A 13144-nucleotide genomic window follows, 5' to 3' on the forward strand; every position below is an offset into this window, starting at 1 on the left:
TCAGTGTGCTCCGTCCAAAGCGAGGTTCAGTTCCAGTACGTTCACCCGCGGCTCTCCCAGAAAGCCCAGTTGGCGAGCTTCCGTGTGCCGGGCGATGAGCCGGTCCAGCTCGGCCTGGTTAAGCCCCCGGGCGCGCGCCACGCGGGGCGCCTGGACCCGGGCCGCCTGCGGTGAGATGTGCGGGTCGAGGCCGCTTGCCGAGGCCTGCACGAGATCGGCCGGCAGGGTCCCGGTGAGACCGCTCCCCCTCAACTCCGCGACCCGCTGGGCCACCGTCTTCAGGTAGTCGGGGTTGGTGGGGCCCAAGTTCGAACCGCCCGAGCCCAGCGGGTTGTAGGGGAAGTCCGTGGTGGCCGAAGGGCGCGGCCAGAAGTAGCGGCTCTCCGAGAAGGGCTGCCCGATCAGCCGGGAGCCGAGAACGCGCCCCTGTCGGTCGGCGATCAGGCTTCCCGAGGCCTGGCCGGGGAATAATAGCGCAGCCAACCCGGTGACCGCCAGAGGATAAATCCCACCGCAGATGACGGTGAAGGCGATGAACAGCAAAAGTGCCGATTTCATTTCTCGCATGGTAGTACCTCGCGTAGCATTCCCCTAGCCCCTAGCCCCTGCCTTCAAAACAGCCCCAGCACCATATCAATCGCCTTGATCCCCACGAACGGGGCCAGCACCCCGCCCAGGCCGAAGATGAACAGGTTGTTGATCAAAAGCCGCTCGGCCGGCATGGGGCGGAACCTGGTCCCCCTCAAGGCCAGCGGCACCAGAAACGGGATGACCAGGGCGTTGAAGATCACCGCGGAGAGGATCGCGGAAAGCGGCGTCGCCAGCCGCATCACGTTCAAGACGCCGAGCTGCGGGTAGACCGAGATCATCATGGCCGGCACGATGGCGAAGTACTTGGCCACGTCGTTGGAGATCGAGAAGGTGGTCAGGTTGCCCCGGGTCATCAGGATCTGCTTCCCCACCTCGACGATGTCCAGAAGCTTGGTCGGGTTCGAGTCGAGGTCGATGATGTTGGCCGCCTCGCGTGCCGGCTGGGTGCCGGTGTTCATGGCTACCGCCACGTCGGCCTGGGCCAGTGCGGGCGCGTCGTTGGTGCCGTCGCCGGTCATGGCCACCATGAAGCCGGCCTCCTGGTTCTCCTTGATGAGGCGCAGCTTGTCCTCGGGCTTCGCCTGGGCCAGGAAGTCATCCACCTGAGCCTCGGCCGCGATGGCCGCCGCGGTCAATGGGTTGTCCCCGGTGATCATCACGGTCTTGATCCCCATGCTCCGTAGCTGCTGAAAGCGCTCCTGGATGCCACCCTTGACGATGTCCTTCAGGTTGATCACCCCGAAGATCTCGGCGTCACGGCACACGACCAGGGGAGTGGCGCCGGCTCGGGCGATGCGGTCCACCACGTCGTGAAGCTGGGCAGGAACCGCGGCCGCCCCCACCCCCACCCCCTTCACGAAAGCGACGATGGAGTCGGCGGCGCCCTTGCGGTACCGGCAGCCGGCGGTATCGAGCCCCGAGAGCCGGGTGTCGGCGGAGAAGGCAATTACCCGTGCGTCGGCCGGCGGGGCGTCGGCCTTAAGGCTGCAGCACTTTTTGGCGAGGACCACCACGCTCCTCCCCTCGGGAGTCTCGTCGGCCAGGGAGGCCAGCAGTGCCGCTTCGGCGACCTCGCGCTCGCTGTGGCCGCCCACCGGGACGAACTCCACCGCCTCGCGGTTACCCAGGGTGATGGTGCCGGTCTTGTCCAAAAGGAGCACGTTCACGTCGCCGGCCGCCTCGATGGCGCGGCCGGAAAGGGCGATCACGTTCTTCTGGAAGAGCCGGTCCATGCCGGCGATACCGATGGCGGGTAGAAGCGCCGCGATGGTGGTGGGGGCCAGGCAGACGAAGAGCGCCACCAGGACGGTGAGGGAGACCGGGCTCCCCTTGCCGGCCGCGGCCACGCTGTAGACCGTCAGCGGCCTCAGGTTCAGGCAGACCAGCAAAAAGACCAGGGTGAGCGCGATGAGCAGCACCTCGAGGGCGACCTCGTTGGGGGTCTTGCGCCTCTTGGCACCCTCGATGAGCGAGATCATCCGGTCCAGGAAGGTCTCGCCCGGGTTCGCCGTGATACGCACCACGATGGCGTTGGCGATCACCTCGGTGCCGCCGGTCACCGCACTCCGGTCGCCGCCGGACTCGCGTACCACCGGTGCCGACTCGCCGGTCACTGCCGACTCGTTCACCAAGGCCGCGCCGGCCACCACCTCGCCGTCGCCGGCGATCTGCTCGTGTGCCTCGACCAGGATCAGGTCCCCCTTCTTCAGCTCCTGGGCCGGCACGACTCTGTACGGGGCACCGAACTCGGCGCGCGCCACGAGTTTCGCGGTCACCTCGGTGCGGCTTTTTCTAAGCGAAGCGGCGCGGGCCTTGCCGCGCCCCTCGGCGAGCGACTCGGCGAACGTCGCGAAGATCACGGTGAGCCAGAGCCAGGCCGAAACCTGGCCGGTGAACCAGGCGGGCTCGGGGGTATGGCCCGAAAGTGAGGCTACGAAGGTGACCAGGGTGACGACGCTCGCCAGCTCGACGCAGAACATGACCGGGTTGCGCCACAGGTCGCGGGGATCGAGTTTTCTGAAGGATTCGACCAGGGCCGCCTTGAGAAGCCTTGCGTCGAAAAGGGATACCGGCTTAGGTGCGTGTTTGGACATGGTCAGTTACCTCCCCACCATGACGAGATGTTCCACGATGGGCCCCAGCGAGAGCGCCGGGAAGAAGGTGAGCGCCCCCACGATCAGAATCACCAGGGTGAGCCAGAGCATGAACGGGAGCTTGTCGGTCGGGAGCGTCCCCAGGCTCGCGGGAACGTACTTCTTACCGGCCAGCGACCCGGCCATGGCGAGGGTCGCCACGATGGGGGCGAAACGCCCCAGGAGCATGGCGAGGGCGCCGCAGACGTTGTAGAAGACCGTGTTGGCGTTGAGCCCCGCGAAGGCGCTGCCGTTGTTGTTGGACATGGAGGCAAAGGCGTAGAGCACCTCGGAGAGCCCGTGCGCCCCGGGGTTCGCCATGGATGCCACCGCCGAGGGGACTACCAGGGCGAGAGCGGTGAAGATCAGCACCAGGACGCCCGAGGTGAGCACCGTGACGATGGACATCCACATCTCGCGCACCTCGATCTTCTTCCCCAGAAACTCGGGGGTGCGCCCGATCATGAGACCCGCCACGAAGACCGCGATCACCACGAAGGCCAGCATGGTGTAGAGCCCGGTCCCCACGCCCCCCACAACCACCTCGGACAACAGGATGAGGGAGAGCGGCACCATCCCGCCCAGCGGGGTCATCGAGTCGTGCATGGCGTTCACCGCGCCGCAGGAGGTCCCGGTGCTGGCGGCAGTGAAGAGCGCGCTGCCGGCGATGCCGAAGCGGGTCTCTTTCCCCTCCAGGTTGGCCTGGGTCACCCCCTGGTGGAATACCAGCGGGTCGCCGGCCGACTCCGCCCAGTAGTTGACCGCGACCGCCAGCACCAAAAGGGCCAGCATCACGGTGAGGATCGCCCACCCCTGCCGGGTGTTACCTGCCATCTCGCCGAAACAGTAGGTAAGCCCCGCGCCAATCCAGAGGATCAGGAAAACCTCGACCTGGTTGGTGAGCGGGGTGGGGTTCTCGAAGGGGTGCGCCGAGTTGGCGTTGAAGAAGCCGCCGCCGTTGGTCCCCAGTTCCTTGATGGCCTCCTGGGACGCCACCGGCCCCATGGGGATCGTCACCTCGCTGAGCGGGGCCTTTTCGGTGACCGGGTTCCCCGTGGCGTCCTTGAGCGCGTTCCCCTGCGCGTCCAGCTTCGGCTTGTCGTAGCTGGTCTTTTGCAAAAGCGGCACGGTGCGGTAGCCCCGGAAGTTCTGGATCACCCCCTGGGAGACCAGGAACAGGGCGAAGACCAGCGACAGCGGCAGCAAGAGGTAGAGCGTCGAGCGGGTGAGATCGACCCAACAGTTGCCAAGTTCCGAGCTGCGTCGCCGGACGAAGCCGCGGATGGCGGCGATGGCGACCACGATGCCGCTGGCGGCGGAGAGGAAATTGTGCACCGCAAAGCCGACCACCTGGCTGAAATAGCTCGCGGCGCTCTCGCCCGAGTAGGCCTGCCAGTTGGTGTTGGTCATGAAGCTGATGGCGGTGCTGAGCGCCAGGTGCCAGGAGAACCCCGGCAGCTTTTGCGGGTTCAGGGGGAGCACCCCCTGCAGGAGCAGGATGGCCAGGAGCACGGCTCCTCCGATCAGGTTGAACCAGAGGATCCCGAAGCTGTAGCGGCGCCAGTCCATCTCCCGGTCAGCTTCGACGCCGCAGAGCCGGTAGACGAGCCGCTCGCAGGGGACCAGAAGCGGGGTGAGCAGGGTGGGCTCGCCCGCGAAGACGCGCGCCAGGTAGCTCCCCAGAGGGCGGACCAGGGCCAAAAGCACCAGGAAGAAGATGAGGGTCTGGGTCCATTCGTAGGCGTTCATGGGGCTCCTCCCTCAGCGCTTCAGGTCGGTGATGCGGCTGATCTGCCACGCCGCGCTGGGCCCGTGGAACACCGGGATCTCGCCGGGCCCATAGGGAGGCGGTGCGATGGTGGTGATACCCTCCTCCAGCATGGTGGAGAGCACGTCGCCCGGCGCTTGGTCGGCGAAGTCCTCGCCCTGGTAGCAGCCGGTTTCGTTGTCGAAGAGGTAGATTTTCATGGTCACTCCCGTGCTTTCTGAAGTGGTTCTCCTGACTGTAACGATACCGGCTGAAGGATAAAGATGGTGTTAAAATACCGGGACAAGACGTCAAGAAGGCGTCAATGTTTCTGTCCCGGGCGCACATCGCATCTGTCCCCACCAGATAGTGTACGCACGGCGCAGCTTGGTCAGAGGCATGTGGCCGGCGGGGAAATAACAGTACGGATTCTTTTGCAAGGCATGCAAGCATGGTATAAAAGGTAGCGCGAGAAGGCCGCAGCCTTGAGGAGGGGGGAAACGATGCAGGAAAAAGGACCGGTGGAAAGAGTTCTACGCAACGAAGACGTGCACCAGGTGGTGGCGGAGATCCCGGAGGGGCACCAGCACCTGCGCCTGACGGTGACCCTGGCCGACGGCAGCTCGCTTACCTTCCAGGAGGCCACCGTGGCTGCCGTGGTGCGTGCCTACGTCGCGGTGAAGACGCACCCGCTAAGAAAGCGCGCGGTGCTGACCGGGCGCCTGGTGCGGGAGCGCAAGGAGGGGTACGCCGAGTGGCAGCTCGTGGAAGGAGGGTAGGGGAGCGCTTCCCTGCTACTTCTCTTGGGCTCCTTCCCCGCCCGACGCTCCGGTCTCCTCCTTGAGCCGGGTGGTCACCCGCACCTCGCCGGTGATGGTCCTATGCACCGGGCAGTGCTCGGCGATCTCCACCAGGCGTTGGCGCTGGTCCTCGTCCAACTCTCCTATCAGTTCCAGCTCCCGCTCGATCAGGTCGATTTTCGCACCGGGTTCCGGACAGTCCCGGCAATCGTCGGCGTGCACCTTGCGGTGCGACAGCCTGACCACCGCCTCCTCGAGGGGCCAACCCTTGCGCTTCGCGTACATCTGCACGGTCATCCCGGTGCAGGCACCCAGGGCCGCCAGGAGGTACTCGTACGGGGACGGCCCCTCGTTTCCCCCGCCGTAGCTGAGCGGCTCGTCCGCCACCAAGGGGTAGCCGTTGGCGAAGATCTCGGTGCGAAAGGCCCCGGCGAAGGTGTGGGCGGTGACCCGGTTGTCGAGCCGCGGCGCCGGCTCCGCGGTCAGCAGCTCTGGCTCGCTTTGGCTGAGGTAGCGCCCGGCCCAGGCGGCGATGAGCTCCCCCGCATAGCGCGAATCGCGGTGCTCGCTCATCAGGTGGTCGGCCGGGTCCAGCGAGACGAAGCTCTTGGGGTGCTGTGCTGCCCGGTAGATCTCCGCGGCATTGGAGATCGGCACGATCTCGTCCTTCGGCGAGTGCAGCACCAAAAGCGCCGCATTGAGCCGTTGCAAGGTCACCTCGGGCTGCTGGGCCTCCAAATCTTCCAGAAGCTCCTTCCTGATGGTGAAGCTGCGCCCGGCAATCTCCACCGTCGCCTCTCCCTCCTTCTCGATGCGCGCCGCCGATGCGCCCAGAAGCCCGCGCAGGTGGGCCGGCCGGAACGGGGCCGCGATGCTCACCACGCCGCGCACCGACGGGATTTCCGCCGCTGCCGCCAAAACCGCCGCGCCCCCCAGCGAGTGCCCGATCAAGAGCTGCGGCGCCTGGTAGCTCTCCTCCAGATAGCGCGCCGCGGCTAGGACATCGGTCACCTCAGACGAGAAGGTGGTGGCGGAAAATTCCCCCTCGCTCTCCCCCAGGCCGCTGAAATCGAAGCGGAGCACGGCGATGCGCCGGCTGGAGAGCGCCCGGCTGATCTGCACCACCGCGGTCAGGTCTTTCGTGCAGGTGAAGCAGTGGGCGAAGATGGCGTAGGCGAGCGGCCGCTCGTCCTCGGGAAGCTCCAGCCGGGCGGCCAGCCGCTCCCCCTGCCGGTTCACGAAGCTGATCCTCTGTGTTCTCATGGCATCCCCTCGTTATTCCCCTGCGGCCTGGTCCGCCAGGCGCGTGGCGAGCCCAACCAGATCCTTGCCGCGCTCGAGCCCGCTCAAGAAGCGCTCCGGGATTCCGGAAAGCCCCGTCTGGGCCCCGACCAGGGCTCCGGTCAGGATGGCGCGAGCCTGGTTCTGCCCGCCGCCGTTCACCGCGTGCAAGACCGCCGACTCGAAATCGTCGTGAAAGCGGGCCGCCAGGTAGTAGGCCGCCGGGAGCTGGTGGTAAATGGCGCAGGGCATGCCGTAGACGAGGGAGACCTTCCAGGCGGGCTCGATGCGGATTTCCGGGTCGGCCGCGGCCTGCGCCATGTAGCTCGGGGTAAGCAGCGCGTCGGGCGAGGCGAACTTCCCCACCCGCGGCGGGTCCGGGGCCCCCGGCCGGGGCGGCCCCAGGTTGTCGCTGGTCACCGCGTGGAAGGGGAGGGCACCCTCCTTGACGAGCTTCATGAGCTTCATGGAGAGCTGCGCGTCGAGGCGGTGCCCCTCAACCAACATCCCCAGCACCGCCCCGTAGGCCACGGTCATCGAGACGACGGTGGCGTCGTTCTGGGTGAGCGCGGTGTTCGCCGCGACGCTCTGCGCGAGCCTCGCCGGGTCCCGGGCGTAGCGCACCGCGAGGGCGAGGGTGCGCTCGATCGCCTCGGTGGTGTCGGCATGCCCGCCGGTCTCCCCCCAGGGGAGGTTCTGCTCGACCCGGCGCCGGTACAGCTCGCGGATCGACTGGCTGGTGTAGCCCCCCGGCCCGCTGATGGGGGTGCCGTCCAGAAGCGGCAGGAGCTCCTGGTCCATCCGGTAGCAGAAGTCGGCCTCGTCGTAGCCGCCGCGCTCCGCGAGCGACTGAACCGTGAGCCCCAGGATATACCCCGCCTGGGAGAGCTGGCCCGCTTTGAGCCCGGCGTGGTAGCGCCCCGGCCGGGGTTCGGTGTAGCCGTCGATCCACTCGCCGTAATCCCGGCGCAGCTCGCCTAGGTCGTAGTACCAGTGGGGCCCCAGCCCCAGTGCGTCGCCGATGAAGGCGCCCATCAGGGCTCCCGCGGCGCGGTCTTTCAATGATGTCTGCTGCATCTCATACCTCCCGAGTCTGGTGATTCTGTCTCGCCGAGCACTGTCAATGCCTCTCGCGGTGTCTCATTCTGATCCGAAACTGGTGATTGATTCGGATCGGCAACCGGCACAGCGAACGGGCCCTCTGCCGATTATACCATCCGCAGCTGAATGAGAGGTGGCTGAGCACTAGTGACGAGCCTTTTGTTTGTGTTCTGAGCTTGCGGCTCGGCAGGTGATGAGGCGCAAGCTCGATCGGCAGCTCAAGGTATGCTGCTGCACCGAAACGTTGAGAGAAGGGTGCCGCAACGACGATCAATGCTGTGGATCTCGCGGGCGTGCAGGTGGGTAGGGCAAGCCCCCGCGCCGATGCCGCCGGTGAGCCGCCTGCCGCACCGCTGGCGCGGCTGCCACGGGGAAGCTGCCCCTCCCCCACACAACTCGGCCACCCCGTTGGAATCTTTACGGTAGTCAGGTAAAATCGTTGCTGTGCCTGGAGAGGACCGGCAGAGCCCGTCATCTAAAATCAGTTTATGAGTAAGTGGAAAACTTACGACCCGAGATTGTCTCCCTGATTTTGCTGTTCTGCCTTGTCTTTGTTTTCCGAATGCAGTAATAGCAGAGTGAACGTGCTGTCCTTTTCCTTCAGGACTCAGCCGCAACTGCCATAGTAAGCAGAGAGATGGTTTATTAACGAGTGTTTGGTTCGATCAGCAACGGGGTGCCCATGTTTCAGACCCTTTCCCGCAAGTCGGTTCTTGCCCTCGCTTTTGCCGTTGCGCTCGTCATCTTCCTGGTGATCGGTTGGCAGGTCCACAGCAGCATGGAGGGGGTGCGCGAGGCCGACCAGTTGGAGAACCACACCTACCAGGTGCTCTCCGAGGTGGATCTGCTCTTTTCGGCGGTAAAGGACGCCGAGACCGGGCAGCGCGGTTTCATCATCACCGGGATGGACGAATACCTCGAGCCCTACCACGCCTCCTTGAGTTACATCACCACCAAAGAGCACTCGCTCAGAAACCTCACCAAGGACAACCCGCGCCAGCAGGACCGGCTGGACCGCATCGAGACCCTGATACGCAAGCGCCTGGAGATCCTGGACCAGGTGATCGAGGCGCGCCGCCTCAAGGGACTCCAGGCCGGCGTGCAGCTCATCGTGACCCATTCCGGCAGGATCATCATGGACCAGATCCGCGCCGAAGTGGACGACTTCCGCCGGACCGAGAAGCAGCTTCTCGAGGAGCGCTCCCAGGCGAAGTCGGCGAGGCTCTCCCGGACCCTCGCCATCTTCGAGGCGGGGACGGCGGTGAGTTTCGCCATCCTGGTGGTGATCTTCGTCATGCTCACCCGGGAGATCACCCAGCGCAGCCGGACCGAGCAGGACCTCGAGGTGCAAAACGAGCAGTTGCGGGCGGTCCGGGACCGGGAACAGGCCCAGAACTGGGTCAAGGGGGGGCTCAACGAGCTGAACCAGCTCCTGACCGGGGACAAGCCCCCCTCCGCCCTCTCGGGGGATGGCCTCACCTTCATCGCGAGCTACCTCAAGGCCGGTGCCGCCGCACTCTACCTCTACGACGACCGCAGCAACCTCCTGAAGATCGCCGCCAACTACGCCTATACCCAGGGGCGGGCGCTCCACGACAGCATCGACCTGGGCGAGGGGGTGGCCGGCGAAGCCGCACGGGAGAGCCGTATGCTGGTACTCGACGAACTGCCGCCGGGCTACCTGATGATCGGCTCGGCGCTGGGGGAGGCGGTGCCGCGCTCCCTGGTCGCCTTGCCGCTCACCCAGGACCAGCGCCTGGTCGGGGTCCTGGAACTGGCGAGCTTTCGAAACTTTAGCGACCTGGAACTCGATTTCCTCACCGGGGCGGCGGAGATCGTCGCCGTGGCCCTGAACGTGAGCCAGGCCCGCCAGCAGGTGAACGAACTTTTGCTGCAGAGCCAGACCCAGGAAGAGGAGTTGCGGGTGCAGCAGGAGGAGCTGCAGCAAAGTAACGAGGAACTCGAGGAGCGGGCCCAGCTGCTCGAGCAGCAGCGCGCCCAGATCCAGGCCAAGAACCGGGAGATCGAGCAGGCGAGCCAGGATCTGGCCCAGAAGGCCAGGGACCTGGAACAGGCGAGCAACTACAAATCCGAGTTCCTCGCCAACATGTCCCACGAGCTGCGCACCCCGCTCAACAGCCTCCTGATCCTCTCGGGGCAGCTCCAGGAAAACCGGGAAGGGAACCTCACCGCCAAGCAGGTGGAGTACGCGGCCACCATCAAGGGGGCCGGCAACGACCTCTTGCACCTTATAAACGACATCCTCGACCTCTCCAAGGTCGAGGCGGGGCGCCTGGAGTTCGTGTTCCGCGACAGCAACCTCGCCGAACTGTGCGAGCAGGTCGCGGCTGCCCTCAAGCCGCAGGCCGACCTGAAGGGGCTCTCCTTCGCGACCCGGCTCGAGCCGCAGCTTCCGGAGCGGGTCGTCCTGGACGAGCAGCGCACCCAGCAGGTATTGAAAAACCTCCTCTCCAACGCCATCAAGTTCACCCTCCAGGGAGGGGTGACGCTCAGGGTGTACCTCCCGGAGCGCGGCCGCAACCCGCTGCCGGTCCCCGCGGTCGCCTTCGAGGTAAAGGACACCGGGATCAGCATCCCCCCCGAAAAGCACGAGGCGGTCTTCCAGGCCTTCCGCCAGGCGGACGGCTCCACCAGCCGCAAGTTCGGCGGGACCGGGCTCGGGCTCTCCATCTCGCGGCAGCTGGCGCGCGGCATGCACGGCGAGATCCTCTTGGAGAGCGAGCCGGATAAGGGGAGCACCTTCACCTTCTACCTGCCGCTGGACGCCGAGTCGGCCGGTGCCTTCCACCCACCCGCCGCAGCGCCGGCTCCTGCCGGTCCGGCGGCAGATGCGGCCCTCGCGGCGCCGCCTTTGGGGGACGACCGGGACCGGGTGGCTCCGGGAGACCGCTGCATCCTGATCGTCGAGGACGACCTCGGCTTCGCCCAGCTTTTGCTCGAGAAGGTGCACGAGCGCGGCTTCGCGGCCATCGTGGCGGCCGACGGCCCAAGCGGCGTGGCGCTCGCCGAGCGCTACCTGCCGAGCGCCATCCTGCTCGACGTGCTGCTTCCGGGGTTGGACGGCTGGGGGGTGATGCAGAGGCTCACCGACAACCTGCGTACCCGGCACATCCCGGTGCACTTTCTCACCTGCCTGGAGGAAAAGCAAAAGGGGCTCGCCATGGGGGCGATCGGTTTCGGCACCAAGCCGCTCACCCTGGAACAGCTGGACCGCACCCTGGCCGCCCTCGAGGATGCCGTCGAGCGGACCCTGGGCAGACTGCTCATCGTGGAGGACGACCCGGCCGAGGCCAAGGCGCTCACGGCCCTTTTGGAAGGGCGCGACATCGCCATCACCCGGGCGGAGAGCGGCCGCGAGGCGATCGAGCTCCTCGGGCGCGAGAGCTTCGACTGCGTGGTGCTCGATCTGGGGCTCGCCGACATGTCCGGCTACCAGGTGCTCGAACACCTGCACAACCAGGGGGAGGGGCGCCGGGTACCGGTCATCATCCACACCGGCCAGGAGCTCAGCCCCGAGGAGACCGCCCGGCTGCAGCGCTACGCCGAGAGCGTCATCATCAAGGGGGCCAAGAGCCCGGAGCGGCTCCTGAACGAGGTCACCCTGTTCCTGCACGTGATGGAGAGCCGGCTCCCCCCCGAGAAGCAGCGCATGATCCGGACCACCCTGGACAACGAGACCCTCCTGGCGGGGAAAAAGGTGCTCGTGGTGGACGACGACATGCGCAACGTCTTCTCCCTGGCGAGCGCCCTGGGCGAGAAGGGGATGCTGGTGGTCGAGGCGGAGAACGGCCGGGATGCGCTGGAGCGGCTCGCCGAGGAGCCGGACGTCGACATCGTGCTCATGGACATCATGATGCCCGAAATAGACGGCTACCAGGCGACCCGGCTGATCCGGCAGGACCCCCGTTTCAGCCGGCTGCCGGTCATCGCGCTGACCGCCAAGGCGATGAAGGGGGACCGGGAGGCCTGCCTGAAGGCGGGTGCCAGCGACTACATCACCAAGCCCGTGGACCTGGACCGGCTTTTGTCCCTGCTCAGGGTCTGGCTCTACCACCAGGGGTGACGCGGCATGCCGGGGACGCTCAACCTGCAGCAGGCGGCCGAGCTGGGGCGCCTTTTGGCCGACCTGGCCCGGGTCTACGGCTACGACTTCCGGGACTACGCCGAGGCATCGCTGAGGCGCCGGCTGCTTTTGTGGCTCGCCGCTTCCGGGTTCGGCTCCTTCGAGACGGCGCGCCGGGCACTTTTGCGGGACCCCGCGCTCTTCGAGGGGCTCTTGGACGGCGTCACGGTGAACGTCTCGGAGATGTTCCGGGACCCCCAGGTGTTCAAGCTGTTGCGCGAGCAGGTGGTGCCGCATCTCGCCACCTACCCGTTCGTGAAGATCTGGCATGCCGGCTGCGCGAGCGGCGAGGAGGCCTACTCGATGGCCATCCTGTTGGACGAAGAGGGGCTCAAGGGTCGCTACCGGATCTACGCTACCGACATCAACCAGAAGGTGCTGAAGACGGCCCAGGACGGCATCTTCCCGCTCTCGGGGATGCGGCTTTACACCCAGAACTACCAGAAGGGGGGCGGCCGGGGCGCCTTCTCGGACTACTACACGGCGGGCTACGACCACGCCCTTTTGAGCGCTGCACTAAAGGAAGGGATCGTGTTCGCCCAGCACAACCTGGCGGTCGACGGCTGCTTCGGCGAGATGCAGTTCGTCCTCTGCCGCAACGTGCTCATCTACTTCAAGCAGTCCCTTAGGCGCCGGGTCCTGGAACTCTTCGACTCGAGCCTCACTCCCGGAGGCTTTCTCTGCCTGGGGACCAAGGAGACGCTGGCAGGCAGCGAGCTGGCCCCCCGGTACCAGGAGCTGGCCCCGCGCAGCCGGGTCTATCGGAAACGCTATGGGTAGGTATCGCGCCATAACGATGGGGGTATCGACCGGCGGCATGGCCGTATTGAGGGCGCTCCTCGGCGCGCTCCCGGCCGATTTCCCGCTGCCGGTACTGGCGGTGCAGCACGTAAGCCCGCTTTCGGGGGGAGAGCTGGCTCTGCTGCTGGACGAGACCTGCGCTATCCGGGTCAAGGAGGCCGACGACCAGGAGGTCCCGACCGGCGGGACGGTGTACCTCGCGCCGGCCAACTACCATCTGCTCCTGGAACCCGAGGGGAGCCTGGCGCTTTCCCTGGACCCGCCGGTCAACTTCTCCCGCCCCTCGATCGACGTCCTCTTCGAATCGGCGGCCGAAGCGCTGGGGGATGCGCTGATCGGGGTGGTGCTCTCCGGGGTGGGATCCGACGGTAGCCGCGGCTTGCGCTGCATCAAAGAGCGCGGCGGCACCGCGGTGGTGCAGGACCCGGCGGACGCCATCGCCCCGGGGATGCCCCTAAACGCCCTGAAACTGGTGACGCCGGACTACCGGCTCACCCTGGCCCAGATGCCCCAGCTCTTCATCACCCTTTCGGAACAGTGAGACCGT

At 66.3% G+C, this 13144-nt stretch carries 10 protein-coding genes; 4 read left to right on the forward strand and 6 right to left on the reverse strand.

Annotation, left to right across the window (positions count from 1 at the left end):
* The 4 genes from kdpC to GMST_RS14680 are packed head-to-tail and all read right to left on the reverse strand — an operon-like array spanning position 1 to position 4691.
* Entirely contained in the window at positions 1 to 567 is a 567-nt protein-coding gene (gene kdpC, locus GMST_RS14665) for a potassium-transporting ATPase subunit KdpC (protein WP_183355436.1), read from the reverse strand.
* Between the two features lie 44 nt (positions 568 to 611).
* Entirely contained in the window at positions 612 to 2684 is a 2073-nt protein-coding gene (gene kdpB / locus GMST_RS14670; protein WP_183355437.1) for a potassium-transporting ATPase subunit KdpB, read from the reverse strand.
* Positions 2685 to 2690: 6 nt separating this feature from the next.
* Entirely contained in the window at positions 2691 to 4472 is a 1782-nt protein-coding gene (gene kdpA, locus GMST_RS14675; protein WP_183355438.1) for a potassium-transporting ATPase subunit KdpA, read from the reverse strand.
* Between the two features lie 12 nt (positions 4473 to 4484).
* On the reverse strand, positions 4485 to 4691 hold the full coding sequence (locus GMST_RS14680; protein WP_183355439.1) for a hypothetical protein: 207 nt from the start codon (positions 4689 to 4691) through the stop codon (positions 4485 to 4487).
* 300 nt (positions 4692 to 4991) lie between these two features.
* Between GMST_RS14680 and GMST_RS14685 the strand changes: the two genes are divergently transcribed.
* On the forward strand, positions 4992 to 5249 hold the full coding sequence (locus GMST_RS14685) for a hypothetical protein (RefSeq protein WP_246399660.1): 258 nt from the start codon (positions 4992 to 4994) through the stop codon (positions 5247 to 5249).
* A gap of 15 nt (positions 5250 to 5264) precedes the next feature.
* Here GMST_RS14685 and GMST_RS14690 read toward each other — a convergent pair whose 3' ends face one another.
* Both GMST_RS14690 and GMST_RS14695 read right to left on the reverse strand, forming a co-directional pair.
* Complete coding sequence (locus GMST_RS14690) at positions 5265 to 6533, reverse strand: bifunctional alpha/beta hydrolase/OsmC family protein (RefSeq protein WP_183355441.1); 1269 nt, start codon at positions 6531 to 6533, stop codon at positions 5265 to 5267.
* 12 nt (positions 6534 to 6545) lie between these two features.
* Positions 6546 to 7628 (reverse strand): ADP-ribosylglycohydrolase family protein, encoded by a 1083-nt coding sequence (locus GMST_RS14695; protein WP_183355442.1) that lies wholly within the window; start codon positions 7626 to 7628, stop codon positions 6546 to 6548.
* 706 nt (positions 7629 to 8334) lie between these two features.
* Here GMST_RS14695 and GMST_RS14700 point away from each other — a divergent pair.
* The 3 genes from GMST_RS14700 to GMST_RS14710 are packed head-to-tail and all read left to right on the forward strand — an operon-like array spanning position 8335 to position 13138.
* A complete protein-coding gene (locus GMST_RS14700; RefSeq protein WP_246399670.1) occupies positions 8335 to 11736 on the forward strand; it encodes a response regulator in 3402 nt (1133 codons plus the stop codon).
* Positions 11737 to 11742: 6 nt separating this feature from the next.
* On the forward strand, positions 11743 to 12576 hold the full coding sequence (locus tag GMST_RS14705; RefSeq protein ID WP_183355443.1) for a CheR family methyltransferase: 834 nt from the start codon (positions 11743 to 11745) through the stop codon (positions 12574 to 12576).
* Positions 12569 to 13138: a chemotaxis protein CheB gene (locus GMST_RS14710; protein ID WP_183355444.1), complete on the forward strand. Its 570-nt coding sequence runs from the start codon at positions 12569 to 12571 to the stop codon at positions 13136 to 13138. Before GMST_RS14705 ends, GMST_RS14710 begins: the two co-directional genes overlap by 8 nt.
* Positions 13139 to 13144: the final 6 nt, after the last annotated feature.

Source organism: Geomonas silvestris, assembly GCF_014193515.1.
Taxonomy (GTDB): Bacteria; Desulfobacterota; Desulfuromonadia; order Geobacterales; family Geobacteraceae; genus Geomonas; species Geomonas silvestris.

Excerpts from the sequence above, each read along its gene's own strand:
- kdpC (WP_183355436.1), bottom strand. The coding sequence starts at position 567 with ATGCGAGAAATGAAATCGGCACTTTTGCTGTTCATCGCCTTCACCGTC.
- kdpB (WP_183355437.1), bottom strand. The coding sequence starts at position 2,684 with ATGTCCAAACACGCACCTAAGCCGGTATCCCTTTTCGACGCAAGGCTT.
- kdpA (WP_183355438.1), bottom strand. The coding sequence starts at position 4,472 with ATGAACGCCTACGAATGGACCCAGACCCTCATCTTCTTCCTGGTGCTT.
- GMST_RS14680 (WP_183355439.1), bottom strand. The coding sequence starts at position 4,691 with ATGAAAATCTACCTCTTCGACAACGAAACCGGCTGCTACCAGGGCGAG.
- GMST_RS14690 (WP_183355441.1), bottom strand. The coding sequence starts at position 6,533 with ATGAGAACACAGAGGATCAGCTTCGTGAACCGGCAGGGGGAGCGGCTG.
- GMST_RS14695 (WP_183355442.1), bottom strand. The coding sequence starts at position 7,628 with ATGCAGCAGACATCATTGAAAGACCGCGCCGCGGGAGCCCTGATGGGC.
- GMST_RS14700 (WP_246399670.1), top strand. The coding sequence starts at position 8,335 with ATGTTTCAGACCCTTTCCCGCAAGTCGGTTCTTGCCCTCGCTTTTGCC.
- GMST_RS14705 (WP_183355443.1), top strand. The coding sequence starts at position 11,743 with ATGCCGGGGACGCTCAACCTGCAGCAGGCGGCCGAGCTGGGGCGCCTT.
- GMST_RS14710 (WP_183355444.1), top strand. The coding sequence starts at position 12,569 with ATGGGTAGGTATCGCGCCATAACGATGGGGGTATCGACCGGCGGCATG.